Origin of the sequence: Curtobacterium sp. MCBA15_005 (assembly GCF_001864855.1) — a bacterium.
Taxonomy (GTDB): domain Bacteria; phylum Actinomycetota; class Actinomycetes; order Actinomycetales; family Microbacteriaceae; genus Curtobacterium; species Curtobacterium flaccumfaciens.
The window spans coordinates 45,343-71,264 of the sequence record NZ_MJGL01000013.1 but is presented as its reverse complement, the minus strand read 5'-3'; the positions used below and the strand labels follow the sequence as shown (position 1 = coordinate 71,264).

At 72.5% G+C, this 25,922-nt stretch carries 32 protein-coding genes; 8 read left to right on the top strand and 24 right to left on the bottom strand.

Annotation, left to right across the window (positions count from 1 at the left end; genetic code table 11):
* Positions 1 to 23: 23 nt before the first annotated feature.
* The 6 genes from BIU89_RS08735 to BIU89_RS08710 form a co-directional block, all read right to left on the bottom strand.
* Positions 24 to 713 (bottom strand): HAD family hydrolase, encoded by a 690-nt coding sequence (locus BIU89_RS08735; RefSeq protein ID WP_071245887.1) that lies wholly within the window; start codon positions 711 to 713, stop codon positions 24 to 26.
* Positions 714 to 767: 54 nt separating this feature from the next.
* On the bottom strand, positions 768 to 1,409 hold the full coding sequence (locus tag BIU89_RS08730; RefSeq protein WP_071245885.1) for an MBL fold metallo-hydrolase: 642 nt from the start codon (positions 1,407 to 1,409) through the stop codon (positions 768 to 770).
* Between the two features lie 58 nt (positions 1,410 to 1,467).
* Positions 1,468 to 1,893 carry a MarR family winged helix-turn-helix transcriptional regulator gene (locus tag BIU89_RS08725; RefSeq protein ID WP_071245883.1) on the bottom strand — a complete coding sequence of 142 codons (426 nt, stop codon included), beginning with the start codon at positions 1,891 to 1,893 and terminating at the stop codon, positions 1,468 to 1,470.
* Positions 1,894 to 1,972: 79 nt separating this feature from the next.
* Entirely contained in the window at positions 1,973 to 2,545 is a 573-nt protein-coding gene (locus BIU89_RS08720) for a DUF3618 domain-containing protein (RefSeq protein ID WP_071245880.1), read from the bottom strand.
* Entirely contained in the window at positions 2,542 to 2,985 is a 444-nt protein-coding gene (locus tag BIU89_RS08715) for a phage holin family protein (RefSeq protein WP_051597109.1), read from the bottom strand. The genes BIU89_RS08720 and BIU89_RS08715 overlap by 4 nt, the downstream gene beginning before the upstream one ends.
* A complete protein-coding gene (locus tag BIU89_RS08710) occupies positions 2,982 to 3,809 on the bottom strand; it encodes a hypothetical protein (protein ID WP_071245878.1) in 828 nt (275 codons plus the stop codon). The genes BIU89_RS08715 and BIU89_RS08710 overlap by 4 nt, the downstream gene beginning before the upstream one ends.
* A 146-nt stretch (positions 3,810 to 3,955) precedes the next feature.
* Between BIU89_RS08710 and BIU89_RS08705 the strand changes: the two genes are divergently transcribed.
* On the top strand, positions 3,956 to 4,711 hold the full coding sequence (locus BIU89_RS08705) for a glycosyltransferase (RefSeq protein WP_083404264.1): 756 nt from the start codon (positions 3,956 to 3,958) through the stop codon (positions 4,709 to 4,711).
* Between the two features lie 20 nt (positions 4,712 to 4,731).
* Here the strand turns inward: BIU89_RS08705 and BIU89_RS08700 are convergent, their stop codons facing one another.
* Positions 4,732 to 5,337 carry a helix-turn-helix domain-containing protein gene (locus BIU89_RS08700; protein WP_071245872.1) on the bottom strand — a complete coding sequence of 202 codons (606 nt, stop codon included), beginning with the start codon at positions 5,335 to 5,337 and terminating at the stop codon, positions 4,732 to 4,734.
* Positions 5,338 to 5,404: 67 nt separating this feature from the next.
* Between BIU89_RS08700 and BIU89_RS08695 the strand changes: the two genes are divergently transcribed.
* Positions 5,405 to 6,400 (top strand): NAD(P)/FAD-dependent oxidoreductase, encoded by a 996-nt coding sequence (locus BIU89_RS08695; protein WP_071245871.1) that lies wholly within the window; start codon positions 5,405 to 5,407, stop codon positions 6,398 to 6,400.
* 60 nt (positions 6,401 to 6,460) lie between these two features.
* Here BIU89_RS08695 and BIU89_RS08690 read toward each other — a convergent pair whose 3' ends face one another.
* The 11 genes from BIU89_RS08690 to BIU89_RS08640 all read right to left on the bottom strand — a co-directional run bounded on the left by BIU89_RS08690 (position 6,461) and on the right by BIU89_RS08640 (position 15,013).
* A complete protein-coding gene (locus tag BIU89_RS08690) occupies positions 6,461 to 7,126 on the bottom strand; it encodes a pentapeptide repeat-containing protein (protein ID WP_071245869.1) in 666 nt (221 codons plus the stop codon).
* Positions 7,127 to 7,161: 35 nt separating this feature from the next.
* A complete protein-coding gene (locus BIU89_RS08685; RefSeq protein ID WP_071245867.1) occupies positions 7,162 to 7,572 on the bottom strand; it encodes a DUF6314 family protein in 411 nt (136 codons plus the stop codon).
* 9 nt (positions 7,573 to 7,581) lie between these two features.
* Positions 7,582 to 7,836, bottom strand: a complete 255-nt coding sequence (locus BIU89_RS08680) for a hypothetical protein (RefSeq protein ID WP_071245866.1) — start codon at positions 7,834 to 7,836, stop codon at positions 7,582 to 7,584.
* A complete protein-coding gene (locus tag BIU89_RS08675) occupies positions 7,833 to 8,189 on the bottom strand; it encodes an SHOCT domain-containing protein (RefSeq protein WP_027467158.1) in 357 nt (118 codons plus the stop codon). Before BIU89_RS08675 ends, BIU89_RS08680 begins: the two co-directional genes overlap by 4 nt.
* A 111-nt stretch (positions 8,190 to 8,300) precedes the next feature.
* The gene (locus tag BIU89_RS08670; protein ID WP_254791545.1) at positions 8,301 to 9,500 is read right to left on the bottom strand and encodes an NAD-dependent epimerase/dehydratase family protein; all 1,200 of its coding nucleotides are present in this window, start codon (positions 9,498 to 9,500) and stop codon (positions 8,301 to 8,303) included.
* Positions 9,500 to 10,693 (bottom strand): zinc-dependent alcohol dehydrogenase, encoded by a 1,194-nt coding sequence (locus BIU89_RS08665; protein ID WP_071245864.1) that lies wholly within the window; start codon positions 10,691 to 10,693, stop codon positions 9,500 to 9,502. Before BIU89_RS08665 ends, BIU89_RS08670 begins: the two co-directional genes overlap by 1 nt.
* 284 nt (positions 10,694 to 10,977) lie before the next feature.
* Positions 10,978 to 11,613, bottom strand: a complete 636-nt coding sequence (locus BIU89_RS08660; RefSeq protein WP_071245862.1) for a DNA alkylation repair protein — start codon at positions 11,611 to 11,613, stop codon at positions 10,978 to 10,980.
* Complete coding sequence (locus BIU89_RS08655; protein ID WP_035809644.1) at positions 11,610 to 12,413, bottom strand: sulfite exporter TauE/SafE family protein; 804 nt, start codon at positions 12,411 to 12,413, stop codon at positions 11,610 to 11,612. The genes BIU89_RS08660 and BIU89_RS08655 overlap by 4 nt, the downstream gene beginning before the upstream one ends.
* Positions 12,414 to 12,555: 142 nt before the next feature.
* The gene (locus BIU89_RS08650) at positions 12,556 to 13,386 is read right to left on the bottom strand and encodes a hypothetical protein (RefSeq protein ID WP_071245861.1); all 831 of its coding nucleotides are present in this window, start codon (positions 13,384 to 13,386) and stop codon (positions 12,556 to 12,558) included.
* Positions 13,383 to 13,847: an RNA polymerase sigma factor gene (locus BIU89_RS18090; protein WP_139178888.1), complete on the bottom strand. Its 465-nt coding sequence runs from the start codon at positions 13,845 to 13,847 to the stop codon at positions 13,383 to 13,385. Before BIU89_RS18090 ends, BIU89_RS08650 begins: the two co-directional genes overlap by 4 nt.
* 71 nt (positions 13,848 to 13,918) lie before the next feature.
* Positions 13,919 to 15,013, bottom strand: a complete 1,095-nt coding sequence (locus BIU89_RS08640; RefSeq protein ID WP_175474993.1) for a peptidoglycan DD-metalloendopeptidase family protein — start codon at positions 15,011 to 15,013, stop codon at positions 13,919 to 13,921.
* A 419-nt stretch (positions 15,014 to 15,432) separates the two neighbouring features.
* Between BIU89_RS08640 and BIU89_RS08635 the strand changes: the two genes are divergently transcribed.
* Positions 15,433 to 17,238 carry a gamma-glutamyltransferase family protein gene (locus tag BIU89_RS08635; RefSeq protein WP_217642820.1) on the top strand — a complete coding sequence of 602 codons (1,806 nt, stop codon included), beginning with the start codon at positions 15,433 to 15,435 and terminating at the stop codon, positions 17,236 to 17,238.
* Positions 17,239 to 17,381: 143 nt separating this feature from the next.
* Here BIU89_RS08635 and BIU89_RS08630 read toward each other — a convergent pair whose 3' ends face one another.
* Both BIU89_RS08630 and BIU89_RS08625 read right to left on the bottom strand, forming a co-directional pair.
* Positions 17,382 to 18,425, bottom strand: coding sequence for an NAD(P)-dependent alcohol dehydrogenase (locus BIU89_RS08630; protein WP_071245854.1), 1,044 nt, complete (start codon positions 18,423 to 18,425; stop codon positions 17,382 to 17,384).
* A gap of 22 nt (positions 18,426 to 18,447) precedes the next feature.
* The gene (locus BIU89_RS08625) at positions 18,448 to 19,062 is read right to left on the bottom strand and encodes a DUF805 domain-containing protein (protein WP_071245852.1); all 615 of its coding nucleotides are present in this window, start codon (positions 19,060 to 19,062) and stop codon (positions 18,448 to 18,450) included.
* 123 nt (positions 19,063 to 19,185) lie between these two features.
* On the opposite strand from BIU89_RS08625, the gene BIU89_RS08620 reads away from it, so the two are divergent.
* The 3 genes from BIU89_RS08620 to BIU89_RS08610 all read left to right on the top strand — a co-directional run bounded on the left by BIU89_RS08620 (position 19,186) and on the right by BIU89_RS08610 (position 21,553).
* Positions 19,186 to 19,626, top strand: coding sequence for an OsmC family peroxiredoxin (locus tag BIU89_RS08620; protein ID WP_027467170.1), 441 nt, complete (start codon positions 19,186 to 19,188; stop codon positions 19,624 to 19,626).
* A gap of 96 nt (positions 19,627 to 19,722) precedes the next feature.
* Positions 19,723 to 19,977 (top strand): hypothetical protein, encoded by a 255-nt coding sequence (locus BIU89_RS08615; protein ID WP_071245850.1) that lies wholly within the window; start codon positions 19,723 to 19,725, stop codon positions 19,975 to 19,977.
* A 58-nt stretch (positions 19,978 to 20,035) separates the two neighbouring features.
* On the top strand, positions 20,036 to 21,553 hold the full coding sequence (locus BIU89_RS08610) for a threonine/serine ThrE exporter family protein (RefSeq protein WP_035809647.1): 1,518 nt from the start codon (positions 20,036 to 20,038) through the stop codon (positions 21,551 to 21,553).
* Between the two features lie 99 nt (positions 21,554 to 21,652).
* Here the strand turns inward: BIU89_RS08610 and BIU89_RS08605 are convergent, their stop codons facing one another.
* Positions 21,653 to 21,847, bottom strand: coding sequence for a DUF2795 domain-containing protein (locus tag BIU89_RS08605; protein ID WP_027467172.1), 195 nt, complete (start codon positions 21,845 to 21,847; stop codon positions 21,653 to 21,655).
* A gap of 91 nt (positions 21,848 to 21,938) precedes the next feature.
* The gene (locus BIU89_RS08600) at positions 21,939 to 22,622 is read right to left on the bottom strand and encodes a TetR/AcrR family transcriptional regulator (protein WP_071245848.1); all 684 of its coding nucleotides are present in this window, start codon (positions 22,620 to 22,622) and stop codon (positions 21,939 to 21,941) included.
* A gap of 169 nt (positions 22,623 to 22,791) precedes the next feature.
* Here BIU89_RS08600 and BIU89_RS08595 point away from each other — a divergent pair, with 169 nt between their 5' ends.
* Positions 22,792 to 23,109 carry a hypothetical protein gene (locus BIU89_RS08595; protein WP_027467174.1) on the top strand — a complete coding sequence of 106 codons (318 nt, stop codon included), beginning with the start codon at positions 22,792 to 22,794 and terminating at the stop codon, positions 23,107 to 23,109.
* Positions 23,110 to 23,259: 150 nt separating this feature from the next.
* On the opposite strand, the gene BIU89_RS08590 is transcribed toward BIU89_RS08595, so the two are convergent.
* Positions 23,260 to 24,186 carry an SDR family oxidoreductase gene (locus BIU89_RS08590; protein ID WP_071245846.1) on the bottom strand — a complete coding sequence of 309 codons (927 nt, stop codon included), beginning with the start codon at positions 24,184 to 24,186 and terminating at the stop codon, positions 23,260 to 23,262.
* Positions 24,187 to 24,384: 198 nt separating this feature from the next.
* Here BIU89_RS08590 and BIU89_RS08585 point away from each other — a divergent pair, with 198 nt between their 5' ends.
* Positions 24,385 to 25,122, top strand: a complete 738-nt coding sequence (locus BIU89_RS08585) for a hypothetical protein (RefSeq protein ID WP_071245844.1) — start codon at positions 24,385 to 24,387, stop codon at positions 25,120 to 25,122.
* Positions 25,123 to 25,128: 6 nt separating this feature from the next.
* On the opposite strand, the gene BIU89_RS08580 is transcribed toward BIU89_RS08585, so the two are convergent.
* Positions 25,129 to 25,911 carry an endonuclease/exonuclease/phosphatase family protein gene (locus BIU89_RS08580; protein WP_071245843.1) on the bottom strand — a complete coding sequence of 261 codons (783 nt, stop codon included), beginning with the start codon at positions 25,909 to 25,911 and terminating at the stop codon, positions 25,129 to 25,131.
* Between the last annotated feature and the right edge of the window lie 11 nt (positions 25,912 to 25,922).

The window sequence follows — 25,922 nt, the reverse complement described above, 5'->3', positions numbered from 1 at the left end:
TCGGGCGCGACCGGCGCCGCTCGTCAGGCGCGCTGGCTGAGTGCCGCGATCGGGCCCTCGCCGGCGCGGAACGCCGCGAGCACGGCCGCCGCGTCGTCGTACACCTCGACCGCGCCGGCACCGCGGAGCTCGTCGCCGCCGATGCCGCCGGTCATCACGCCGACGCACTGCACCCCCACCTTGCCGGCGGACTCGACGTCCCACATGGCGTCCCCGACCATCACGGCGTCGTCGGCCGAGACCCCGGCCTTGTCGAGTGCGACCCGGATGATGCCGGGGTCCGGCTTCGCCTGCTCGACGTCCTCGGAGCTGGTCTCGGCGGTGACCCACTCACCCGCGTCGAGCAGGTCGCGCAGGCGGGCGAGTTCGTGCTCGGGCGCGCTAGTCGCCAGGACCACGGCGTGCCCCGCTTCGGCGACGGCCTGCAGGAGCTCGCGTGCACCCGGCAGCAGCCGGAGCCGCGGCATCTGCTCGGCGTAGTAGGCGGTGTGGAACTGCTTCACGGTGTCGCGGGTCTCCTGGGACGCGTCCGGCAGCAGCGTCTCGAGCAGCTTCGCCGAGTCCATCCCGATCGCGCGGTGGATGCGCCAGGCGTCGACGGACTCCCCCGCCGCCAGGAACGCCCGCCACCACGCGTCGATGTGCGCGTAGTTCGAGTCGGCGAGGGTGCCGTCGATGTCGAAGAGGACTGCTGTCGTGGGTGCGTCGGCCATCCCACCATGCTGCTCGGGAGGCCCGGATCGCCTCCCAGGGGCCGCCCGCGTCCGTCAGACGGTGATCGTCTCCCCCGCCGGCAGGATCAGGACGGGCACCGGTCCGAGACCGTCCGGCCCGAGGAACCGCGCGGCGGACTGCTGGCCGAGCTCGCTCAGCATCGCCTCGTGGATCTGCACGGCCCGCTCCGGCGCCACGGCTCGCACGTAGTCGACGGCCTGGGCGGTGTTCGTCCACGGACCGCTCGTCGGCAGCAGCAGGGTCGGCACCGGGACACCGGGCTCGAGGTACGCGTCGCCCGGGTGGAACACCGCGTCGTCCACCAGGTAGCCGACGTTCGCGGTGGACGGGATGTCGGGGTGGATGACCGCGTGCTGCTCGCCGAAGACCCGGACGGAGAACGGTCCGACGGTGATCGTGTCGCCGGCGTGCACCGCTTGGACCCGGCCGTGGTGTTCGCCGAGCTGCTCGACGACGGTCTCCGGACCGCGGACGACGAGGTCCGGGTTCGCGGAGAGTCCCGCGCGCAGGGCGTCGATGTCGAAGTGGTCGGGGTGGTCGTGCGTGACGAGGACGCCCGCTGCTCCGCGGACGAGGTCGACGGCCTCGGGCGTGAACACCCCGGGGTCGATGACGAGGGTGACGCCGTCCTGCTCGAGGACGACGGTGGCGTGGTTGTACTTCGTCAACTCCATGCGCACAACTGTACAGCCGTGTTGTACTTCTCGGGCTCCCGGGAAGGTGAGGGAGCGTTCAGTCGGCCCGACGCGCAACCCGCTCGAACAGCTCGGGCAGACGGCGCAGCAGCGCACGCTCCTCGGCGTCGGTCTCCTCGCGGATCGCGTCGGCCAGCCAGTCCGTGCGGGCGTCCATGTCCCGCTGCAGTGCGGCCCGGCCGGCGTCCGTGATCCGGATGACCGACGCTCGGCGGTCGGTGTCCGACGCCGTCCGGTCGACGTAGCCGAGCTCGGCCAGTTCGCCGACCGTGCGGGACTGCCCCTGGTGCTTCACCCCGCGGCGGCGCGCGAGTTCCGCGATCGTCATCGGACCCTCGCGGTGCAGGAACCCGAGGGTGGTGGTGTGGGTGGCCGGCAGCGCGTCCGCCTCGCGTCGTGCGGCACGCACGACCCGGCCGATGGACTGTCGGAGCTCCGCAGCGAGCTCGTCGATCGGGTCCATGCCCGGAACGCTACCGCGTCAAGGACAGGAGGCGCGGTGCCAGCTGGCACCGCGCCTCCTGTCCGTCACGGGGTTCCGCTCAGCTGCTGCGGACGTCGTCCGCCGCACCCTGCGCGCTGTCCTTGACGTCGGACGCGGCCCCCTGTGCCTCGCCCTTGACCGCCTGCGCGGCGTCCTGCGCGGTCCCCTTGAGGTCCTGCGCGTGCTCCTTCGCCACGTCGCCGAGCTGCGAGCCGACGTCCTTCGCCTGCTCCTTGACCTCGTCGACGAGTGGTGCAGCCTTGTCCTTCAGCTCACCGGCGAGCTCTTCTTCCTTCTCGGTCGTCGGCAGGAGCGACGACACCAGCCAACCGGCACCGAACGCGATGAGGCCGACGGCCAGGGGGTTGCCCTTCGCCTTCTCGACGCCCTTCTGCGCGACGTCCTTCGCCTGGCCGGTCGCGCCCGAGGCGGAACCGGAGGCGCTCGAGCGGGCCGACTGGGCCGCGCCCATCACGGACTCGCGGACGTCCTGGAACCGGCCCTTCACCTTCTCGCTCTGGCGGTGGGCGATGGACGACGGGCTGACCTTGTCGGCGAGGGCGTCGACGTCGGAGCCGAGTTCGCCGCGGGTGCGCTCGATGTCGGCGCGGATCTCGTCTGGGGTGCTCATGGCTTCCTCCCGGTGTTGGGCTTGAGTGTCTCGGGGACTTCCTTGGCGGTCTCGACCGTCTGCGGGGCGCCCTTGATCTCCTTGATCTCCTTGCGCCCGCGGACGGCCAGGATCGCGGCGACGATCGCGTAGACGACCGCGATGATCAGGGCGGACCAGGCGTTGCCGATCAGGTAACCGAGGCCCCACCACGCGGCGATCGACAGGAACAGCAGGGCGAACACGGCGGTGAGTCCGGCGCCGCCGAACATCCCGCCCGCCTTGCCGGCCTTCTTCGCGGAGTCGGTCAGCTCGGCCTTCGCGAGGGCGACCTCCTGCCGGAACAGGCTGGAGAGGTCACGCGACACGTCGGACAGCAGCTCACCGAGCGGTGTGGTCGCAGCGCGCTCCTCGGGCGTCGGTTCGCCCAGGGGTGTCGCGCCGGGGACGGACTGGCTCATACGCCACTCCCCGATCCGGTCGTGCCGTCGCCGGCCTCCTTCTCGTGCTTGACCTCGGTCGCGAGCGCCTTGGTCAGGCGGCCGGCCAGCAGGCCCGCGCCCGCGGCGATCGCGATGAAGGTGCCGGGGCGCTTCGCGGCGAAGGTCTTCACCTCGTCGAGCAGCGAGCCCGGGTCGCGGTTCTCGAGGAACCCGGCGGCGGAGGTCGCGCGGCCCGACAGGTCGCGGACGACCTTCGAGGCCACACCCTGCTCGTCGTCGTTCTCGGCCATGCGCCCGAGCTGCGCACCGAGGGAGCGGAGTCCTCCGGCAGCGCGCTGCTGCTGCTCGCCGGCCTGCTGCTTGAGGTTCTCGGACGCCTGGCCGTAGAGCTGCTTGGCGTGGTCGGTCGCCTCGGAGGCGACCTTCGACGCCTGCTCCTTGGCGGTGCCCGCGACGTTCGCGGCCTTCTCCTTGGCGTCGCCGGCGACGTCCTGCGCGGCGCCCTTCGCCGCATCGGCCTTGCCGGAGCCACTGCCATCGCCGCTGGAGCTGCCAGCGCCGCTGGAGCCGCTGACGCTGCCGGCGGACGCGGCGGACGGGACGGCGGGGAGCTGCTCGTCGGCCGGGACGGCGTCGAGGGGCGCGTCGAACGGCACCTCGGCGGCGCTGTCGCCGTACGGGTCGTCGGTCCGGGGCGCACCGGGGTCGGTGGGTCGCGCGGCGGGGCTACCGCTGGCGTACGACGGCACGCTCACGCCGGGGGCGACCTCGTGCCCCTCGGAGGCTGCGGTGCGGTCGTGGATGGGCGTCCCGGAGTCGTTCCCGGGTGGGTTCGTGGTCATGGTCGGCCTTCCGGTTGTCGTCGCCCCCGGCGTGCACCGGGGGCGTTTCGCAACGAACCTGCGCCGTGCCCTCTTGGGCCTGTCCCAGGATCACCGGGAAACGCGGTCCGGCAATCCGCACAGGCGACAGTCGGTTGGATCGACGGGTGCCCCGTGTCTCGGTCGTGATCCCCGTGCGGGACGATGCCGTGCACCTGCGCCGGTGCCTCGCCGCCCTCGCGACCCAGACCCGGCCGGCCGACGAGGTCGTCGTGGTCGACAACGGCAGCACCGACGACAGCGCGGCGATCGCCCGGGACGCCGGCGCGGTCGTGGTCACGGAGCCGGTGCGCGGGATCGCCCGGGCCTCGGCGCGCGGGTACGACCGGGCGTCCGGCGACGTCGTCGTGCGACTCGACGCCGACTCCGTCCCACCGCCGTCCTGGATCGCCGACGCCGTCCGCCTGCTCGCCGACCCCGAGGTCGTCGCGGTCACCGGTCCGGGCCGGCCCCGGAACGGCGGCCCCGTGGTGCGCCGACTTTGGGATGCCGTGTACATGGGCCCGTACTTCGTGCTGATGTGGAGTGCGCTCGGACACCCACCGTTGTTCGGGTCCGCCATGGCGATGCGCCGGTCGACCTGGGCCGCGGTCGGGGGGCGAGCGCACCGGGACGACGCCGAAGTGCACGACGACGTCGACCTGAGCATGCAGCTCGACCCGGCCTGGCGGGTGGTGGCCGACCCCGTGCTCACGGTGCAGGTGTCCGCGCGACCGTTGTCGGGCCTCCCGTCCGTCTGGGTGCGGACGCGACGCGCCTTCCACACGTTCCGCGTGAACGGCCGGAGGGCCAACCCGGTGCGCCGGTGGGCACGGCGGCTGCGATCGCGGTCGCGGTCGCGGCGGTGGTGGCGCAGCCGCTGACGACGGCTTCGGTCAGCCGGTCACCGAGCGGGCCGGGACCGCACGTGCGCCCGCTCGCCCTGCGGTCCGTACAGGCACAGCACCTCGGTGACGGAGTCGGTCACGTTGCCCATCCAGTGCGGGGTGTGGGTGTCGAACTCGGCGACCTCTCCGGGACCCAGGTCGAGGTCGTGCTCCCCCAGCACCAGCCGGAGCCGTCCAGATAGCACGTAGAGCCACTCGTAGCCCTCGTGCGTCTTGAGCGACGGTTCCCCACCCGGGGTGTTCGGCGGGAACAGCTGCTTGAACGAGCGCACCCCGCCGGTCCGCTTCGTCAGCGGCACGACCACGCGGCCGCCGTGCACCTCGGGCTTCATGTGCACGCGCGGGTCGCCGGTCTGCGGTGCGCCGACCAGATCGTCGAGGGGTACCTGGTACGCCCGCGCGAGGGGCAGCAGCAGTTCCAGCGTGGGCTTCCGCTGCCCGGACTCGAGCCGCGACAGCGTGCTCACCGAGATCCCCGTCTGCTCGGACAGTGCCGCGAGCGTGACGTCGCGGTGGGCGCGCAGCGCGCGGAGTCGGGGGCCGACCCCGTCGACGACGTCGGCCGTCGTGCGCGCGACCGGTCCCGGGGTGCTGTGTGCCATGCGGGCCATGTTGCCACATCGGCAAACTTCGTTGCTGTTCACTCGTGACCGGCCGCATGATCAGCGCATGCCTGGACACTTCGACGTCATCGTCATCGGCGGCTCGGCCGCCGGCCTCTCCGCCGCCCTGATCCTCGGCCGTTCGCGGCGCTCGGTGCTCGTCGTCGACTCCGGCGAGCCCCGCAACGCTCCGGCGGCCGGCGCACACAACTACCTCGGACACGAGGGCGTCGCGCCCGCCGAACTGATCCGCATCGGTCGTGACGAGGTCGCCGCCTACGGCGTCCAGGTCATGGCCGGGAGGGTCGTGGCCACGTCCGCCACGACCGGTGACGGTCACGACCCGGTCGGCTTCTCGGTCACGCTGGACTCCGGCGCGGTCGTCACGGCCCGCAGACTGGTCGTCGCCTCCGGCGCCGTGGACGTCCTGCCCGAGGTCCCGGGCCTGGCCGAACAGTGGGGGCGCGGGGTCGTGCACTGCCCGTTCTGCCACGGCTGGGAGATCCGCGACCAGCGGATCGGGGTCCTCGTCACGACACCGAACGCCGCACACCACGCGCTCATGTTCCGGGCGCTGAGCGATCGGGTGACCGCGTTCCTGACGGATCCAGCACTGATGGACGACACCGCCCTGGCCGGTTTGGCGGCCCGCGGCATCTCGGTGGTTCAGGGTCCGGTCGCCGAAGTGGTCTCCGAGGGTGACCGGCTGACCGGGGTCCGGCTCGGCGACGGTTCCTTCGTCGAGCTCGATGCCCTGGCCACGGCGAGCCGGCCCGAGGCGCGGGTGGACTTCCTGTCCGGGCTCGGCCTCGTCGCCACCGACCAGTTCATGGGCGACCACCGCTTCGCGACCGCGCTGACCGTGGACGCCGCCGGGCAGACCGAGGTGCGCGGGGTGTCGGCGGCCGGCAACGTGACGGCCCCGATGGCGACGGTCATCGCGTCGGCGGCTGCCGGCACCCAGGTGGGTGCAGCGGTGCACGGCGACCTGGTGCAGGCCGACCTGGCCGCGGCGCTGGCCGGGGTCGGCGCTGGCGCTGTTTCGGGCGCTGTTTCGGGCTGAGCGACAGTTCGCGGGGCCGGTCGGGCGTGCAGTGTCGGTGAGCGCGAAACTCGGCGTGGGTCAGTCGACGCGGTAGCCGGCCTGCGCGGCCAGCAGCGGAGCGAGCGTGTACAGCTGGTCGGCGCCGATCGTGGCCCCGCGGAACCCCTCGAGCCGCTCGACCCGATCGAGGTCCGCTCCGCGCAGGTCCACGTGGTCGATGCGGGTGTTCGACCCCTCGGCGGCGCGGATGCTGCTGCCGTCGAACGACACCCGCAGCAGCTTCGCATCGGCGATGTCGAGCTCGTCGATGACGCAGTCACGGAACACCACGTCGGTGATCGTCGAGCCACGCAGGTTCACGAACCCGAACTTCATGCCGACGAACTCGACGCCGTTCAGTCCGGAGTCGTACAGCTCCGCCGAGCCGACCCGACCGCCGGAGACCCGGACCTCGCGCCACGAGCTGCTCGACGCCCGCAGGATCGGGGCGTCGAGCGAGTCGATGACCGATTCACGGACCCGGAGCCCACGGAAGTCCGCATCGTCGCCCCGGAACGTGTCGATGACACACTCCTCGATCTCCAGGTCGGGCAGCCGCTCGCCGGCCAGGTCGAGGACGTCGATGCGCTTGCCCTCGAGGCGGTCCCCCGTCAGGACGTCACCGGGAGCTGGCGCCCAGTCCTCGAGGTTCGTCGGTTCGGTCAGGGTGATGCGCGGGGCGTCGGTGCCGGAGGAGCGTGCCATGCCCCCAGTCTGGCGGTGACCGCCGACCCTGCGGGTCACGACCGCGGTCGGGTGAGGACGCTGTCCAGCCGGTAGTCCTTCGCCGGACCACGCGCTTCCCACCGCACCATCCAGCGGTCTTCGTCGCCGTCGAAGGCACCCGTGTAGTCGTCCGGAGCGCAGGCGTGGGCGACGCTCGTGCCCCAGACCCAGTCGTGGAAGACCCGACCGTCGGAGAAGTGCACGGTCCAGCCGCCGTCGGGACCCCGCCGGAGGAGGAGGGTCCGGGACACCGGCGTGGACCGGCCGTCGAAGGTCATCACGCCGGACTCGTCCCAGCGCACCTCGTCGTCGTCGACCCGGGTCAAGGTGGTGGTCCCGGTGACGGTCCCCGCGGCCCCGGTGCGGTGGTCGTGCACGGTGCGGTGGAGGTCCCACACCCCGAGCAGGTCCGTCGGCAGCAGCACCGGACCAGGCTAACCGCGCAGGGCCTCGGCCCGCGCGGCTCGGCGCTCGTCGTCGGTGATGACACCGCGGGCGTGCAGCTCGTCGAGTTCGAGGAGCCGCTGCTCCGGCGAGCTCCGACGGGCACCGTGGGGACGCCGACTGCGGACGACCGCGATGCACACTGCGACGATGACAACGACGACGACGAGCGCCATCAGCAGGGTCCAGACGAGGTCGTAGACCGGCGGGATCAGGGGGTTGCGGACGTCTTCGGAGGCGATCATCGTCCGCGCAGGGCCTCGGCTCGGGCGCTGCGGTGCTCCTCGTCGGAGATCACACCGCGCGCGTGCAGGTCGTCGAGTTCGGCGAGGCGCTGTTCGAGCGGCTTGTCCGGAGCGAACGTGCGGCTCTGCATCGCCTGGTACGCGATGTCCTCCTGCATGGTGAGCGGGTTCTGACCACGGTCGGCCATCCGCTTGCCCCGGTAGAGCGAGAGGATGACGATCGTCAGGGTCGTGAGGATCATCAGCGCCGCGACGACCCCGAACGCGATGCCGAACCAGCCGCCGAACAGGTCGGACATCCCCGACTCCCCCGGCCCCTCGAGCTCACTGAACGCGGACCAACTGAGCACCATCGCACTCCCCCTTCTCACAACGACGAGCGAAGCGTAGCGCGAGACGGGGAACACGAGCGGGCGTTCCTTCCCAGAACGCCCGCGATGGAATGTGGAACCGGGCGTACCTGGTCAGAACTTCCGACCCCGTACGCCCGAAAGCACCCGGTACGCCCGGGGCGACCAGGCAGCGCCGACCCCGGCCACCCCCAGCCCAAGCCCGGTCAGCCGCGGAGCGGCCCCGACCCCGGAACGTTCGCACCGTCCGCGAACCCGGCCACGAGTGCACGCAACGCTTCTTCGGAGGTGTGCCGGGCCTCCCATCCGAGCACCGACCGGGCACGGTCGGTCCGCATGATCGGCACCCCGGCCGCGATGTCGATCCACCCGGCGTCCGTCGGCTGCAACCGCAGCCGCCACGTCACCGTCACGATCCCGCGCAGCAACCGCAGCGGGATCCGCACGGCACCGAGCATGCCGAAGGCGCGCCAGTCGCGGCGGGTTGAGCACGGGCGACGCGGCGATGTTGAACGCCCCGGCTGCCCGTCGGTCGACCGCGCGCCAGTAGGCGTCCGCGACGTCGTCGGCGTGCACGGCCTGGAACACGAACGGGTACGGCAGCGGCAGCACGAGCCAGCGGATCCACCGCACGATCGACATCGGCACGAGGTGTCCGAGGAACAGCCCCCGGATCTCGGCGGCGGCGTCCCGCTGGAAGATCAGCCCCGGGCGCAGCCGGGTGACGGTCACGGAGGGGTGTTCGGCCTCGAACGCGTCCATCGCTGCTTCGTTGTCGGCCTTGTGGATCGAGTACGTCGCCGTCGAGATTCCGTCGGCGGGCCAGCTCTCGTCCACGGGGGTGTGCTTGCCGTCGACGTCCACCCCGCGGTAGGCGCCGACCGAGGACGCGACGACGACCTGGGGCACCTCGGCGCGCGCGACGGCGGCCAGGACGTTCGCCGTGCCGGTCACGTTCGTGCGGTGCTGCGCGGGGATGTCGTGCGTCGGCTGGAGGGCCCACGCCAGGTGGATGACGGCATCGGCGCCCTGGAACACGGCCGTGAGCTGGTCCACGGCGTCCGCGGCACCGACGTCGACCGCGTGCCAGACGGCGGCGGCGTACGGCTCCGCGCGGAGGTCCGGCAGGCGCCGGGCGACGCCGACGATCTGGACGCCGGCGGCGTCACGGGCGGCGTCACCGGCGGCGTGATGGCCGGCGTCACCGGCGGCGTGACGACCGGTGACACCGTCGTCGTCGGCGCGCACGGCCGCGAGCCGACGGAGCACCGCCGTCCCCACGTTGCCGGTCGCGCCGACGACGACGACGCGCATCAGGCCGCGGCCATCGCGGGGTCGAGCACGACCTTGACGCAGTTGTCCTGCTTCTTCTGGAAGACCTCGTACATGTGCGGGGCCTCCTCGAGCGAGACGCGGTGGGTGGTCAGGTCGAGCGTGCCGAGCGGGTCCGACGGGTCGGAGACGAGCGGCATGATGTCGTCGATCCAGCGCTTCACGTTGCACTGGCCCTCGCGGATGGTGATCTGCTTGTCGAACAGCGTCATCATCGGCATCGGGTCGGCCATGCCGCCGTAGACACCGCTCAGCGAGACGGTGCCACCGCGGCGGACCAGGTCGATGGCCGCGTGCACGGCGGCCAGCCGGTCGACACCGGCGGTCTCGATCGCCTTCTGCGCGAGCTTGTCGGGCAGCAGGCCGGCGGCACGCTGTGCGAAGCCCGCCATCGGGTTGCCGTGGGCCTCCATGCCGACGGCGTCGACGACCCCGTCGGGGCCGCGGCCGTCGGTCAGGTCGACGAGCTCGGGCACCAGGTCCTTCGTCAGGTCGAACACCTCGGCGCCGTGCTTCGCCCCCAGGTCACGGCGGACCTGCTCGGGGTCGACGGCGAGCACGCGGTAGCCGAGGTGCTTGCCGATGCGGGCGGCGAACTGGCCGACCGGGCCGAGGCCGAGCACGGCGAGCGTGCCGCCCTCGGGCACCTGGGCGTACTGCACGGCCTGCCACGCGGTCGGCAGGATGTCGCTCAGGAACAGCCAGCGGTCGTCGGGGGTGCCGTCGTCCGGCACGACGATGGGGCCGTAGTCGGCGTGCGGCACGCGCAGGTACTCGGCCTGGCCACCGGGGACCTGGCCGTACATCTTGGTGTAGCCGAACAGCGAGGCACCGGTGCCGTACTCGGTCACCTGGGTGGTCTCGCACTGCGACTGCAGGCCGTGCTGGCACATCCAGCAGTGGCCGCAGGAGATGTTGAAGGGGATGACGACCCGGTCGCCGACCTTCAGGTTCGTGACGCCGGATCCGACCTCTTCCACGATGCCCATCGGCTCGTGGCCGAGGACGTCGCCGCGGTCGATGTACGGGCCGAGCACGCGGTACAGGTGCAGGTCGGACCCGCAGATCGCCGTGGAGGTGATCCGCACGATCGCGTCGGTCGGCTCCTGGATGGTCGGGTCGGGGACGGTCTCGACGGACACCTTCTCGGTGCCCTGGTAGGTCAGTGCGCGCACGTTGCGTTCCTCTCGTGGTCGCTTCGAGCCGGCCTGGAGGCACGACTCGCGTTCCCCTCCTCGGTACGCGCCCGCCCCGTGGACGCTCTCAGCCCCGCGTCCCCCTCGCGCACGTCGGCGCGGGTGGGCATCCCCGCAGCACAGGCGCCGGGCCCCGGCACGGCGGTGGGACCGGTGCGCGCGGGCGGCCAGCGGCGCGGCGGACCCGCACCGGGCCTCCCGGCCGTCGCCTCAGGCGGGTTCTGCCAGCGCGAGCAACGCGTCGCGCGCGACCGCGAGCTGCGTCATCCGCGCAGCCGGTCACGCTCCCCCGGCGGCAGGTGCTCGGTCGCGGTCCGGCGGGCGGCCGGGCTGAGGAACCGGCCGCTCTGCTCGAGGAACGCCACGAGTGCCGGCTCGGACGCCCGCTTCCCCGTCTCGCGCAGGACCAACCCGAGCGCCGACTGCACCGTCTCGCTGCGCTCCCGAACCAGGCGCCCGGCGATCCCGAGCGGCACCTCGGCGTCGCCCTGCTTCACGAACGCCAGGGTCGCCACGACCGCGATCCGGCGCACCATCGCGACGTCGGACTTCGCCAGCGCGAACAGCGGGCCGGTCGAAGCGCCCACCAACGGGGCGCCGACGAGTTCCTCGGCGGCCAGGTCGACGAGCACCGGGTCCTCGAACCGCTCGGCCTTCGCCGCGGACAGGTACTCGTCGGTGAGCTCCGGATCCGGGTGCGCCCGCATCGCCTGCACGAGCAGCAGGACGGCGACGAGCTTCGCGCCGTCGTCCTCGCTCCAGAGCAGCGCCGAGCGCTCCCCCTCGTCGAGGTCGTGGAACTGCCGCGCGACCCGGCGGGCCGCGGCGACGTCGCCGGTGGTGCGGGCGAACGCCGCCAGCACGGCTTCCGCGTCGCGCCCTGCCGGGAGGCCCGTCACGCGACCTCCCCGTCGCTCGCGTCGTTCTGTGGTGCCCTCCGACGCCCGCGGCTGAGCACGATGACCGCGACGACCACCAGGAACGCCGCGAACAGCCAGGTGCCGACCTGCGGGTCGACCAGGCGCGCCAGCACGGCGCCGCCCGGCGAGCAGACGGCGGCGGTGATGCCGACCGTCAGCCCGACCCGCAGGTCGACCGCGCGACGCCGCAGGTTCGCGACCGTCCCGGACACCGACGTCGGCACCATCGTGAGGAGCGACGTGCCCTTCGCCAGCAGGTCGCCGGCGCCGAGCACGACCTCGAGCCCCGGCACGATGACGACCCCGCCGCCGACCCCGACGAGCCCGGACAGCACCCCCGACAGCAGCCCGAGCAGCAGCAGGACGATCGCCTCGACGACCCCGAAGTGCACCTCGCCGCCGCGGGTCGGCACCGTGGTGAACAGCGACACCAGCACGACGGCGATGAACCCGACGAAGATCCAGGGCAGCACGCGGAGCGGCAGGGCACGGAGCAGCCGGGCACCGATCGGCGCGCCGATGACGCTGCCGACCGCCAGGGTCAGGGCCGCCAGCCAGTGCACCTCGCCCTGCACGGCGTAGGTGACCGCGCCGACGACGGCGGCGGGGGCGATCGCCACGAGCGACGTGGCCGAGGCCCGACGCTGGTCCATCTGTGCGAAGGCCATGAGCGCCGGTACCACGATGACCCCACCGCCGACGCCGAACAACCCGGACAGGACCCCCGCCAGGACCCCGATCGCCACCAACACGAGCACCGTTCCGCCGCGCTTCCTCATCCTGCCCAGGCTATCCGCGCCGCGGGCGTGCTCTCGCACGGTGCGAGGTGGCCCGCACTTGGAGTGCAGGAATGGTCGGGTGCCCGAAGGCGACCCGACCATTTCTGCTCACGAAGCGAACGTCAGCTCGCGAATCGGGGCGTCAGGAGCAGTAGTCGGCCACCGGCTCGCCCGTGCCGGCCACGAAGACGGTCGCCACGCGGCCGCTCCCCTCGCCGACCTGGAACACGATGTACCGCTCGCCGGACCGAACCGCCCAGAACGTGTCACGGGTACCACCCGCCGCGTCCGTCCGGGTCTGGACCAGGTCCGGGTAGGCGCCCCTGACCTCGGCGAGGGTGCTGCCCAGACCGACCCCCTCGAGCGTCTTCGGGCCCACCTGCTGGCCCGGTGCGGCGTCCTGACCCTGCTGGATGACGACCGTACCGACCGTGCCGCCGGCGACGACCTCGACGACACGCTCGCCGCCGGGTCCGTCCCAGATCCTGGAGTTCGTGTTCGGGCAACCGAACGGGTAGATCACGGTCCCCTTGTCGTCGATCAGGGGCGGCGCGGGCGAGAACGCAGCTCGCAGTGCGGCGTCGTCTGCCCCGGCAGGGCTGCCGAGCGTCGCCGGTCCGACGGCATCCGCCGAGATCGTCCACGTCGACCAGTCCGTCGCCGAGTACGGCGGGGCGGTCGGCGTGGGCGTGGGGGTCGGTTCACCGACGACCGGCGCCGACGACGGCGTGACGGTCTGGCTCGGCTGGCTGGTGGCGCTCGGCGTGGGCTCGGGCTCGGTGGGCGACGTCGGGATGAGCCCGAGCGCGACGCCACCACCCGCCGTCCCCACGGCGAGCAGGGCGATGACGGTGATGACGATGCCGGTGCGACGTCCACGGCGCTTCCGCGGTTCGGCCCGCTCGAGCACGTTCTGCTTCATCGAGACGAGCATGCGCTGCAGGTCGTCTCCGATCGGGGGCTCGGAGTTCATCGCTGCACCTCCTTCGTCGCTCGGGACCCCCGCCGTGGCGTGGGTCCTTGCGGGCGGAGTCCGAGGTGCTGCGCGGCTTCCGACCACGTCCGACCCTCGACGAGACAGAGCTCGACGAGTCGTCGGTCGGTCTCGGGGAGGGCACGCAGGTCGTCCTCGACCCAGCGCAACGGCGCAGCGTCGCCGCTGTCGACGCCGTCCGCACCACTCGTCCGGGCGTGGGATCGGCAGACGGCCAGGAGCCACGGCAGCAGCAGACCGGTGGGCAGGTACAGGCCGTCGGCGTGCTGCCAGAGCGACAGGAACGACTCCTGCACGACGCGCTCGACGTCGGTCGGCGTCGCGGACACCGCCCACGCGTAGCGCGTCAGCACCGGGGCGAACCGGTCGAACGCGGTCGCCAGTGCGCTACGGTCCCCGGCGACCATCCGGCGCACGAGGTGTGAGTCATCGTTCGTCACAGCACTCCCTTCACTTCAGGAGTGTCGCGAGATCGGCGATCCTGACAGCCGAAGCGCCCGGTTCGGTCGCATCACCGGAAGTGCAGCACCGAGAGCGGGTCGATGAGCGAGCCGGCCTGGCGCACCTCGACGTGCACGTGGGCCCCGGTGGACTGCCCGGTGTTGCCGGACTTGCCCACCTCGTTGCCCTTCGACACGATCTGCCCCTGCTTCACGCCGATCTTGCTGAGGTGCGCGGTGAGGACGGTGGTGTTGCCGTACGTGACGACGACGTAGTTGCCGTAGGACGCGTGGTTCGCGACGGTGGTGGTGACCGTCCCGGTCCCCGAGGCGTACACGGGCGTCCCGGTCCCCACGGGCGAGTCGGTGCCCTGGTGGTAGCGCGGGACGTGTCCGACGCCGCGGTCGTCACCGTACCGGCCGGAGATCTTGGTGCTGGCGACCGGCCACAGCAGCCCGGTCACGGGGCGGGTCGACCACGCCCGGGTGTCGGACTTGCCGTAGAGCACGACGTTGCCGTCGACCTGCACGAGGAGCCGTCCGCCGCCGGCACGACTCGTGGCACTCGACCAGAGCCACTTGTCCGCGGCCGAGTAGACGGCGAAGTTGCCGTCGGCCTGCACCGAGGCGTAGGCCCCGACGTTCCCGGCGGTCTTCGTCGCCCAGACCTGCTTGCCGTTCACGACCTGTGCGAGCACCCCGTCGGCGCGCATGGTGAGCGTCCGGGCGTTGGTGCGGTCGGACCGCAGGACCGTCCCCGGCAGGATGAGGTTCCCCGCGGCGACGCTGTCCTGGTACGTGGGGAACTCCACGACGCTCTTGTTGGCCGTGTTGATCATGCGCATCGTGCCGTCCGGCCGGACCCCGAAGTTCCGGCCGACGTGCCCGGCGCCGCCCCAGAGCGCGATCCGCACGTTGTTGTGCACGATGGCGAGCGTGCCGTTCGCCCGGATCTGCGCGAAGGCCCCGGACTTGCCGGACGTGTTCGACGCCCAGAGCACCTTGCGACCGATGCCGTACTCGACGAGGTTGCCGTCGCCCTGCATGACGAGCTGGAACTGCCCGTTGTTCGAGGTCACCGAGTCGCCCGGCCAGAGCGTCTTGCCCGCGGCGACGGTGCCCGTGTAGACGATCGGAGCGGCGGCGGCCGGGGTGGCGGTGCTCACCAGCCCCGTCGCGACGGCGGCGAGCGCGACGAGCGCTGCGACGACCCGAGCGCGGACTGGGCGGAGGCGAGCCGAAGGCGACGAAGTGCGGCGCATGAGTTCCCTGAGCTGGGACCGCAGGGAGGCGGTCCAGGTGGCGGACGCGCCCCTGCGCGACCGTTCGGCGGCACGTCGGTTACGCGCCGCCGAACGATGGTCACCTTTTCCGGGAGGAGAAACAACCCCCTTGACGCGGTGGGGCAACCCCAGTTCCGGGGGTACGCGGCGGGGCAGGAGCCGGCGGCGGCAGGCTGCGGCAGCGCTCACCCGGGTGCCGGGACGCCGGGAGCGCGCAAGATGGTGGCATGCCGACGCCGAACCCCGCCTTCGTCCCGCCCGCAGCGCAGACCACCCGTCCGGACCTGCAGGGCACGTTCGGGATGGCGGCCTCGACGCACTGGATCGCGACGGCCACGGCCCAGTCGGTGCTCGAGCGTGGCGGCAACGCCTTCGACGCGGCCGTTGCCGGTGCCTTCGTCCTGCAGGTCGTGGAGCCCCACCTGAACGGCCCCGGCGGTGACCTGACGGCGGTCTTCGCGACGGCCGTGAACCCCGTGCCGACGGTGCTGGTCGGTCAGGGCCCCGCCCCCGAGGGCGCGACCCCGGAGCACTACCGCGCCGAGGGCCTCGACCTGGTCCCCGGCTCCGGCGCGCTGGCCGCGACCGTCCCCGGCGCGGTCGACGCCTGGCTGCTCCTGCTCCGCGACCACGGCACCTGGGAGCTGGCCGACGTCCTCGACCCCGCGATCGGGTACGCCCGCGACGGCCACCCGGTCGCACCTGCGGTGATCCGGACGATCACCGCAGTGCGCGAGCTGTTCGAGCAGCACTGGCCCACCTCCGCCACGCAGTGGCTGCCGGGAGGCACGGTGCCGGTCCCCGGGGACCTGGTGCGCAACGAGGCACTCGCTGCAGTGCTCGACCGGCTGGTCGACGCAGGCGCGGGTGCCGGCAGCCGGACGGGCCGCATCGATGCGGCCCGGTCCGAGTGGGCGGAGGGGTTCGTCGCCGAGGCGATCGACCGGTTCGTCCGCGAACCGCACCGGCACGCGTCGGGCACCGACCACGCGGGGGTGATCCGGGCGTCCGACCTGGCGGCGTTCCGCGCGTCGTACGAACCCGCGACGACCGCCGAGTTCCGAGGCTGCACGATCGCCAAGACCGGGCCGTGGGGCCAGGGGCCGGCGCTGCTCCAGACCCTGCGGCTGCTGGAACCGCTCGACGACGCCCTGCTCGACCCGTCGACCGAGCTCGGCGCGCACACGATCGTCGAGGCGCAGAAGCTCGCCCTCGCCGACCGTGAGGCGTTCTACGGCGACGGCGAGGTCCCGATGGACGTCCTGCTCTCCGACGCCTACGCCGACGAGCGCCGTGCGCTGATCGGCGAGCGGGCCTCGGCGGAGCTCCGGCCCGGAACGATCGCCGGGGTCGAGCACGCGCTGCCGCCGGTCCGGACCTCGTACGACTCCTCCGGTTCGGTCGGGGTGGGCGAACCGACCGTGCAGGTCGCCCGCGACACCGAAGCCGACGCCGAGGTCCCGCCGGCCGCTCCGCTCGAGGACCGCGGCGAGCCGTTCGTGACCCCCGACGGCGAGACCCGCGGCGACACGTGCCACATCGACGTCGTGGACCGCTGGGGCAACATCGTCAGTGCGACCCCGTCCGGCGGCTGGCTGCAGTCGTCGCCGACGATCCCCGAGCTCGGGTTCTGCCTCGGCACCCGCCTGCAGATGACCTGGCTCGAGCCGGACACAGCCTCGTCCCTGCGGCCCGGCGAGCGCCCCCGCACCACGCTGACCCCGACGCTGGTGCTCCGCGACGGGCAGCCGGTCGCCGCACTCGGTTCCCCCGGCGGTGACCAGCAGGACCAGTGGCAGCTGCTGTTCCTGCTGCGCTGGATCGTCGGTGGGTACTCCCCGCAGCAGGCCATCGACGCGCCGGCGCTGCACACCACGTCGTTCCCGGGGTCGTTTTGGCCGCGCACGTGGGAGCCCGCGGGCCTGGTCGTCGAGGACCGCCTGGGGGACGAGGTCATCGCGGCACTCGAGGCCCGCGGACACGTCGTGACCCGCAGCGGTGACTGGAGCCTCGGCCGGCTGTCGTGCGTCACCCGCGACCCGGACACCGGGATCCTCGGTGCCGCCGCGAACCCTCGGGGCGCGCAGGGCTACGCCGCGGGACGCTGACCGACGCCCGTTCCTTCCCAGAACACCCGCACTGGAAAGTGGAATCGGGCGTACCTGGTCAGAACTTCCGACCAGGTACGCCCGATTCGACCAGGCACGCCCGATCCGACCAGGTACGCCCGGTTCGACCAGGTACGCCCGGTTCAGAGCGTCGGGACGACCACCGCGCGGCCCGAGAGCTCCCCGGCCTCGAGCTTCCGGTACGCCTCGAGTGCGTCGGACAGCGCGTACCGCTCGACGTCGGGGACGATCTGGCCGGCGCGGTACATCGCGACGACCTCGTGCAGGTCCTCGATCGTGCCCCAGTAGGTGTTCGTGATCGTCGACTCGTACGGCGTCGCGAAGAAGTTCCACTCGGTCGTGCCGCCGGCGATCCCGACGACGGTGAACCGCCCGCCGACCGCCATCGACGCCTGCGCGACCTTGATCGTGGGGGTGGCACCGACGAAGTCGAAGGCCGCGTCGACGCCGCGTCCGCCGGTGATCTCGCGGATGCGCTCGGCCTGGTCCGGGCCGCCGGGGACGGTGATCGCGCCCCGGGCGGCGGCGCGGTCCATCGCGTCCTGCTTCATGTCGGTCGCGATGACCGTGGCGCCGGTGAGCGCCGTCAGGATCTGCACGGCGATCTGCCCGAGGCCACCGAGCCCGACGACGAGCGCGAAGCGACCGCCACCGGCCAGGTTCGGCAGGGAGTTCTTGATCGCGTGGTACGGCGTGAGCGCGGCGTCGCTGAGCGGTGCGGCGGCGATCGGGTCGGCGTCACCGAGCGGCACGAGGTTCCGCGCCGGGACGCTCACGTACTCCGCCATGCCACCGTCGCGCCCGAGGCCGATGCCCATGTACGGGTTCGTCGCGGCGTTCTCGCAGTACGTGTCCTGCCCCTTCGAGCAGTACGAGCAGTGCCCGCAGCCGACCGGCCCGTAGACCAGGTAGGCGTCGCCCTCGGCGAAGCCGGTGACGCCGTCGCCGACGGCCTCGACCCAGCCGGAGTTCTCGTGGCCGAGCACGAACGCGGGTGCCTGGGCTCCCGGCTGCCCCTGCTGGAACTCCCGGTACACGGCGACGTCCGAGTGGCAGGCGCCGGCGCCGGCGACCTTGAGCAGGACCTCACCGGGCCCGGGTGCGGGCTTCGGGACCTCGGTCAGGGACGGGAAGGTCTGGTACTGCTCGAACACGACGGCGCGCATGGGGTTCTCCTTTGATCACCCTTCACGCTACACCTGTCGTTGAGGACGACATGTGTCGTCCAGTCGCCTCGAGACCACGCCGTCCGGCGAACAGTCCGCGGTCGAACCGTGCTCCACCGGGACGCGACGACCGCGCCACCATGACACCCAGCACGACCGCACCGAGCGGCCCGGTGAACACGAGGAGCAGGATCCACAGCCCGGTGTGGTCCCGGTCGTGCAGTCGCCGCACGAGCAGCGACCACCGGGGCACGATGGTCACGATCGTCGGGACGAGGATCGCCAGGTCCCACGCGTCCGGCCAGACGTCCCGCCCACCGCTGCCCCAGCCGAACCACGCCCCCTGCCCGCGGTCGATCAGGTGGAACGAGACCCGCGGTGACGGGAGCGCTCCGAACGGGTCGACGTACAGTTCCCACCGCCCTCCGGTCCCGTGCGTGCCGACGACCCAGAGTGCGGCCCCGGCCAGCGCGAGCTCGAGCGCGATCACCCACCAGAACTCCGAACGACTCGCCCGCCCGTGGAACCGCCACCCCTGGGTCCAGAACCGGAGCCAGGCGACCACCGGGTTCGTCACGTCGGCCGGACCCTGCTCGAGCACGGCCCCACGGAAACCCGTCACGCTGCTGTCCCCCATGTGCCAGATCGTAGGGCAGACCTGCGTCTTCGCCGTGAGCCCGTTGCGAGAACGATCGTTCTCCGATTGACTCAGGAGCGGCGGTCCCGTTCGGGGCCGCTCCCCCACACGAAAGGAGCGGGCATGCCCACTCGCACCGCACGCACCGCCTGGAACGGCGGCCTCGAGGACGGTTCCGGCCAGGTCGAGCTCTCGAGCTCGAAGGTCGGCACGTACGACGTCTCGTTCCCGAAGCGCACCGCCGAGGACGCCGGGGGCACCACGAGCCCCGAGGAGCTCATCGCCGCCGCACACTCGGCCTGCTACGCCATGCAGTTCTCCGCCGTCCTCGGCGAGGCCGGCGGCACGGTCGAGGCCCTCGACGTCAAGGCCGACGTCTCGCTCGGCCCGGACCCGGCCGGCGGCTTCCGTCTCACCGGCATCGTCCTGACCGTCAGCGGCGAGGTCTCCGGCATCGACGAGGCGGCCTTCCTCAAGGCCGCCGAGGACGCCAAGGCGACCTGCCCCGTGAGCAAGGCGCTGACCGGCGTCGAGATCACGCTGCACGCGACCTTCGAGCAGTAGGCGCGGAACGCAGGAACCGTCACCACCTGACGGACTGGAGGCCCGTGGCGACCCCGCCACGGGCCTCCAGTCCGTCGTCCACCTACGCTGGGTGCCGTGCCCCGATTCCTCGCCACCCCGACCTTCGTCGCCCTCTGGCTCGGCCTGCTGGCCCTCGTCGTCGGGATAGTGGTCGCGCTGACGGCTCCAACGTCCACGTTCGGCTTCGCCGCCTTCGCGCCGGAGACCGACTACGCCTTCGTCGCGGGGATCCGCCCCTGGCAAGCGACGGTGGGGCCGGTCCTCGTGCTGGTGGGCGCGGTCGTCGCGGCCTTCGCCCTCGGTCGTCTCAGCACGCGCCGCCGCGGCTGATCCGGACGCGTCCAGCGGACGTCCGGACTCGGCCGCCGTCGACTGGCACCATGGCGTGATGGCCGAGCAGCACCCCCCGGGCCCGCACAAGCCGGGCCGCCCGCCCCGGCCACGCCGCCGCAGTCTGGCGCAGCACGACCTGCGCGACGCACGGGCCCGCCTGCGCGGGACGATCTACGAGCACGTCGAGCCCGACGCCAAGGGGCGCGACCAGTACACGGCGACCCAGATCGTCGACTTCTGCCTCGACCTGGCCGAGGTCATGCTCGCCTCCGGTGCCGACACCCGCAGCGTCGAGACGGCCGTCGTCGCGGTCTCGACGAAGTGGAACCTCGCACCGCTCGACCTGGACTTCTCCGGCAGCTCGGTGACGATCCAGTACGCCCCGGCCGACGTCCCGCCGCTCGTCAAGGTCCGTACCGTGCGCTCGGACGGCTCCGACCTCGACAAGCTCGCGCGGGCGAACCAGATCGTCGACGACCTGATCCACGACGACCGTGACATGACCTCGGCGGTGAACGCCCTGGTCGCCGTGCTGCGGCTCCCGCCTCGGTGGCCGATGTGGCTGTCCGACGTCGGCCTGTCGATCCTCGGCATCTCGATCGCCGTGCAGGCCGGAGGTGGCTGGCGTGCCGGACTCGGGGCGTTCGTGCTGATGCTCGGGATCATCGTCTCCGGACGCTGGCTGACCGACCGGGGGTACCCGCAGTTCTTCGTGTCCGGGGCGCAGGGCGCGGTGGCGTCGGCGATCGGCACCCTGGCCATCTGGGCCGGCGTGCTCAACGCGAACGGTGCCGCGACGATGGTGGCGGCGCTCGTGGTGCTCCTGCTGCCGCACCCGTCCCTGGTGACCTGGGCGCAGGACGCCATCTCGGGGTTCCGGGCGATGGCCGTGGCCCGGGCGTTCTACATCGGGCTGGTCATCGCGGCGATCGTGGTCGGGGTGCCGGCCGGGATCGCGATGACGCACTGGCTGCAGATCGAGGTCGACCCGTCCGGCATCGTGACGCAGACCCTGCCGCTCTGGGCGTCGCTGTCCCTGACCGTGGTGTCGGCGGGCGCGAACTGCTTCGTGCAGCAGGCGAGCGCCCGGGTGATCCCCGTCGCCGTGGTGTTCTCCGTCGCCGCCGGTGCCGCGCTGTGGGCACTGCGGCAGGCCGGGCTGCCGCTGCTCGGGGCGACGTTCCTGGCGGCGGTGCTGCTCGGGGTGCTCTCGACCTACGCGGCCGTCCGGATGCGCACGGCCGTGGCGGCGATCGCGGTGCCGGCGTTCTGCGGGGCACTGCTGCCCGGTGTCGCCGTGTCGAACGCCCTGCTGAACTTCATGTCCGGGTCGTCGAGCGCCGCGCTCGACTTCGTGGCGGCGGTGTCCGTGGCACTCGGGATCGGCGCGGGCCTGGTGCTCGGCGGGCTCTTCGCGACGCCCGGTGCCCGTCGAGCGCTCCGCCGGACGCGTCGGGTCGTCGTGCACTCGGTCCACAACGACACCACGGCGCTGCGCGTCATCCGTGACACCGGGTACGACCCCGGCGACGGGTCGGTGCCCCGCGGGTCGCGCTCCGGGGGCACTTCGTGAGCTGAGCCGGCCGGGAGCCGGCGGCGCTTCGTGAGCAGAAGCGGTCGAGTGCGGTCCACGCACCCGACCGCTTCTGCTCACCGAGTGGGCGTGCCGCGCTCAGCCGGCGTCGGACACCGCGCTCGACACCGCGGTCGGGGCGTCGTACTCGCCGTCCGGGATCGCGCGGAGCGCCTCGAGGACGTCGTCCGGGGCGCCCTCCTGCTCGGCCGTCGAGACCACGTCGTCCTTGGACGCCGGGTAGTCGATGCCGCTCAGGTACTTCTGGACCTGGATGGGGTTCGGTGCTGCCATGTCGGTTCCTTCCGTCAGGTTGCGCCTCCCGGAGTACCCGCGGGGCGCTGCACGACGGTGCGGGGAACGCGCTCTGCGGACGAACCGCCGGTCAGATCTCCCAGCTGCCCGAGTCGTCGTCGTCCCACATCGCCAGACGGCGGGCGGCCTGCGGCTCGTACCGCTCCATCCAGCCACGCTCGAGCCGGGCGACCGCGCGGTCGAACGCAGCCACCAGGTCGAGCTCGGCGCGCAGCAGGGCCTGCAGCTGCAGCCCCTCGTACAGGGCGATGAGCTGCTCGGCGCCGCGGCGGGGGTCCATCGTGTGCGGGGCACGGCCGATCGCGATGTCGTGCTCCAGGCCGCGCTTGATCTGGGCGAAGAAGAGCTGGTACCGCGACCGCAGGTAGGTCGCCATCGGGTGCGCCGGGTTGCCCGCGACGGACAGCAGGGCGACGAGCAGGCGCATCAGGGCCGGGTCCTCGGCGTTCGAGGCGACGATCGCGCGGAGCAGGTCCACGGTCGAGCCGTCACCGACCTCGTGCGTGACCTCGTCCATCCGGGCGCCGTTCCAGCGGTCGAGCGCGGCGAGGACCAGGCCGTCCCACGACGGGAAGTGCTGCTCCAGCTCGGCGACGCTGATACCCATCCGCTCGGCGACCTGCACGGGCCGGGCTTCGTGGAAGGGGACGTCCCGGAGCAGGTCGACGGTGGCACCCACGATCGTGATCCGCAGGTGCAGCGTGGCCGCCGCGGCCGCAGCGGCCTGCGTGTCGGCGCTGGTGTGTTCGAGCATCGTGCCCTCCGTCGTCCCCGGACGTCCTGTCCGTGTCACCCCGGGTCCGGGGCACCTCCATCCAAACGCAGAACGGGGGACACCAGAATCCCCGGTACGGGTGTCGGCACAAGGGGGGACAGGCCACGACGTCGAGCCGGTTCGCGGCCGTCCGTGCGACCATGCCGGCATGACCCCGAACGACCCCACTGCCCAGGGACTCGCGACCATGGCCTCGACCGGCTTCGAGTTCGGCGGCGACCCCGACCAGGTGGCGCACGACGTCCGGGCCATGTGGGAACAGCTCGGCCGTCCCGCCGGTGCGTTCGAGGCGGCGGCGCGAGCCATCGCCGTGCTGCCCCAGCGCCCCGAGGTGCCGATCGCCGACCAGGCCCGCCGTCGCGCCTTCGAGCAGGCGATCGGCATCAACCCCGTCGAGGTCGAGCTGGCCGCCGCGATGTCGGCACGCGAGCTCCTCGAGCGGATGGCTCGCTCCGTCAGCTGCTGACGCCACGACCCGGATCCGGAGCGGACCCGGCGACGCGACCAGGAGCCGCCGACGCGACCAGGAGCCGTCGACCCGACCACACGGACGACGGGAGGCGCGATACCCGCCGGCACCGCGCCTCCCGTCAGGTCCCCGTCAGGGGCAGGAGCCCTACGGCGTCGGCATCCCGCCGTCGACGTGCAGCGTCTCGCCCACGACGTACGACGACTCACCGCTCGCCAGGAACACGTAGGCCGGCGCGAGCTCGGCGGGCTGCCCCCAGCGACCCAGGTAGGTCTGCTCGCCCGCGCTCGGCAGCGCCTCCGGCGGCTGGCCGCCGGCCGGCTGCAGCGGCGTCCAGATCGGGCCGGGGGCGACCGCGTTGACACGGATCCCCTTCGGCGCCAGCTGCGCCGCCAGGCCCTTCGCCAGGTTGTTCACGGTCGCCTTCGTGGCCGCGTAGTGCACCAGGTGCGGCGACGGGGCGTACGCCTGGATCGACGTCGTGTTGATGATCGTGGAGCCGGGCTGCAGGTGCGGCACGGCGGCCTTCGTGATGCGGAACGTCGCGTAGGCGTTCGTCTTGAAGGTCTCGTCGAACTCCTCGTCGGAGATCTTGGTGATGTCGTCGACGTTCTGCTGCTTGCCGGCGTTGTTCACCAGGATGTCGAGGCCACCGAGCTGCTCGACCGCGTCGGCCACGAGCTGCTCGCAGACCTCGAGCGAGGTGATGTCACCCGGCAGCGCCACGGCCTTGCGACCGGCGGCCTCGATGAGCCCGACGATGCGGTCGGCGTCCTCCTGCTCCTCGGGCAGGTACGAGATCGCGACGTCCGCACCCTCGCGGGCGTAGGCGATGGCGACGGCGGCACCGATGCCGGAGTCGCCACCGGTGACGAGCGCCTTGCGGCCGGTCAGACGACCCGAGCCACGGTAGGTGTCCTCACCGTGGTCGGCGGGGACGTTCTGCGCCATCTCCGATTCGGTGCCGGCACCCTCGAGGTACTGCTCGTCGGGCTTCTTGTCGGCGTACATCTTCGTGGGGTCCTGCATCACGTACTGGTCAGGCCCGGTCTGGTCGTTCTGCTGGTCCGTCATGTCGCCGACGGTACGCAGGGGGTCGCTGCGGGCCGTCCAGGAGGCTGTCCCCCGTTGCGCGGAGCGGCCTGCGCCCGCCGGCCGCCCCGTTCCAGGGCCGCAGGTGCGTGATCCTCGTTTGTCACGGTCCGGTGACGGGCAGGCTCCGATTCGGTAACACCTGTCGTTCTGTCCCGGTCGAGGCCCTACCGTCGAACGGTGACTCCTCGGACCCTGCTGGCGCTCGGCGCCGCCGTGCTGGCCTTCTCGGCCGGTGCGCTCGCGTTCGACGGCACCACCGGGCTCGGGGCGGACGTCGCCGTGGCCGCCGAGACCTCGCACGACGCCGCTCCGGTGCACGTGACGAAGGCGGAACTCCGCCGGGTGGACTCGATCGAGCTCGACGCCGAGGCCCTGGTGCTCCGGAACGGCGATGACACCGTGGTGAAGTCCTCGATGCGCGACTCCGGACTCACCGTGAGCGTGCTGAACCGCCTGCTCGGCACCCCCTCGCGCACACAGACGGCCGAGGGCGACGGCGGGGCGTGTTTCCCCGCCAGCACCACGTACACCTGGGGCGGCGCCCTCCGCGTGGCCGCCCTGCGCTCCGACGCCCGAGCGGGCAACGCCGTCGAGGTCCGGATCCTGCGTGACTCGGTGCGCAGCCGCTCGGGTGCCCGGATCGAGTTGACCGGCCCCGACGGCGTCCAGGTGGGCGACGACCTGGACGAGCAGATCGCCGACGCACCCCGGTCGCACCGGGTGTCCTACGGCTCCGACGACTCCCGCGCCTGGCAGCTCCTGCTGCGGCAGGGCTGGGACGCGGCGCCCGCGACGGACGACGACGCCCAGGACGCCACGGACGCCGGCACGAACGGGGTGTCCGCACTGACGAACGACACGACGGTCACGGTGATCGGGTCCCCGATGCCCGTCCACGCACGCCGGAGCTGCTGACGCGGGTCAGACGCGCAGGGTCGCCACCACCGGGAAGTGGTCGCTGGCGAACCAGGTCTCCGGGCCGTCGTGGTCGATCACGACGCGGTCCACGCCGCTGACGCCGCGGGTGAGCACCCAGTCGATCCGTTCCCCGGAGTCGACCGGTGGCTGCCAGTCGTTGAACGTCGCGGTCCGGTCGGACGGATCCCCCGCGGTCAGCCAGGCATCGGCGAACCCGGCCTCCGAGAACACCCTCGACGCGGTGCCGCTCCCCGCGGGCTCGTTGCAGTCGCCCGCGAAGACGACCGGACCGGTCTCCCCGGCGAGCCGTTCCACGATCAGGGCGGCGCTCCGGCCCCGGACCTCGTCACCGTGGGGTCCGGGCTCGTGGTCGAGGTGGGTGGTGAGCAGGGTGAACGCGGGCCCCTCGGCGTCGAGGAACCGGGCGTGGTTCGCGATCCGCGGGTACAGGCTGCCCCAGGTGTTCGAGACCGGCTCGTCCGGGGTGTCCGACAGCCAGAACGATCCCTCGTCCGACGGGCGGAACCGGTCGCGGCGGTAGAAGACGGCCGCGTGCTCCCCGGCGTCGCCGCCCTCGCGCCCCTGCCCGACGTCGGCGTGGTCGGGCAGCCCGGCGCGCAGGTCGTCCATCTGGTGCCCGAACGCCTCCTGCACACAGAGCAGGTCGGGGTCGTGCCGGCGGATCACGTCGAGCACGACCGGCAGGCGGGCCGGCCAGTCGTGCGCGGGGTCCGGGTTCTTGATGTTGTAGGTCATCAGGACGATCGGGCGTGCGGCGCTGGTCACTCCACGAACCT

Bases quoted from the DNA above. Each gene is read 5' to 3' on its own strand.
- BIU89_RS08735 (WP_071245887.1), bottom strand. From the start codon at position 713: ATGGCCGACGCACCCACGACAGCAGTCCTCTTCGACATCGACGGCACC.
- BIU89_RS08730 (WP_071245885.1), bottom strand. From the start codon at position 1,409: ATGGAGTTGACGAAGTACAACCACGCCACCGTCGTCCTCGAGCAGGAC.
- BIU89_RS08725 (WP_071245883.1), bottom strand. From the start codon at position 1,893: ATGGACCCGATCGACGAGCTCGCTGCGGAGCTCCGACAGTCCATCGGC.
- BIU89_RS08720 (WP_071245880.1), bottom strand. From the start codon at position 2,545: ATGAGCACCCCAGACGAGATCCGCGCCGACATCGAGCGCACCCGCGGC.
- BIU89_RS08715 (WP_051597109.1), bottom strand. From the start codon at position 2,985: ATGAGCCAGTCCGTCCCCGGCGCGACACCCCTGGGCGAACCGACGCCC.
- BIU89_RS08710 (WP_071245878.1), bottom strand. From the start codon at position 3,809: ATGACCACGAACCCACCCGGGAACGACTCCGGGACGCCCATCCACGAC.
- BIU89_RS08700 (WP_071245872.1), bottom strand. From the start codon at position 5,337: ATGGCACACAGCACCCCGGGACCGGTCGCGCGCACGACGGCCGACGTC.
- BIU89_RS08695 (WP_071245871.1), top strand. From the start codon at position 5,405: ATGCCTGGACACTTCGACGTCATCGTCATCGGCGGCTCGGCCGCCGGC.
- BIU89_RS08690 (WP_071245869.1), bottom strand. From the start codon at position 7,126: ATGGCACGCTCCTCCGGCACCGACGCCCCGCGCATCACCCTGACCGAA.
- BIU89_RS08680 (WP_071245866.1), bottom strand. From the start codon at position 7,836: ATGATCGCCTCCGAAGACGTCCGCAACCCCCTGATCCCGCCGGTCTAC.
- BIU89_RS08675 (WP_027467158.1), bottom strand. From the start codon at position 8,189: ATGGTGCTCAGTTGGTCCGCGTTCAGTGAGCTCGAGGGGCCGGGGGAG.
- BIU89_RS08670 (WP_254791545.1), bottom strand. From the start codon at position 9,500: ATGCGCGTCGTCGTCGTCGGCGCGACCGGCAACGTGGGGACGGCGGTG.
- BIU89_RS08655 (WP_035809644.1), bottom strand. From the start codon at position 12,413: ATGAGGAAGCGCGGCGGAACGGTGCTCGTGTTGGTGGCGATCGGGGTC.
- BIU89_RS08650 (WP_071245861.1), bottom strand. From the start codon at position 13,386: ATGAACTCCGAGCCCCCGATCGGAGACGACCTGCAGCGCATGCTCGTC.
- BIU89_RS08635 (WP_217642820.1), top strand. From the start codon at position 15,433: ATGGCGGCCTCGACGCACTGGATCGCGACGGCCACGGCCCAGTCGGTG.
- BIU89_RS08630 (WP_071245854.1), bottom strand. From the start codon at position 18,425: ATGCGCGCCGTCGTGTTCGAGCAGTACCAGACCTTCCCGTCCCTGACC.
- BIU89_RS08625 (WP_071245852.1), bottom strand. From the start codon at position 19,062: ATGGGGGACAGCAGCGTGACGGGTTTCCGTGGGGCCGTGCTCGAGCAG.
- BIU89_RS08620 (WP_027467170.1), top strand. From the start codon at position 19,186: ATGCCCACTCGCACCGCACGCACCGCCTGGAACGGCGGCCTCGAGGAC.
- BIU89_RS08610 (WP_035809647.1), top strand. From the start codon at position 20,036: ATGGCCGAGCAGCACCCCCCGGGCCCGCACAAGCCGGGCCGCCCGCCC.
- BIU89_RS08605 (WP_027467172.1), bottom strand. From the start codon at position 21,847: ATGGCAGCACCGAACCCCATCCAGGTCCAGAAGTACCTGAGCGGCATC.
- BIU89_RS08600 (WP_071245848.1), bottom strand. From the start codon at position 22,622: ATGCTCGAACACACCAGCGCCGACACGCAGGCCGCTGCGGCCGCGGCG.
- BIU89_RS08595 (WP_027467174.1), top strand. From the start codon at position 22,792: ATGACCCCGAACGACCCCACTGCCCAGGGACTCGCGACCATGGCCTCG.
- BIU89_RS08590 (WP_071245846.1), bottom strand. From the start codon at position 24,186: ATGACGGACCAGCAGAACGACCAGACCGGGCCTGACCAGTACGTGATG.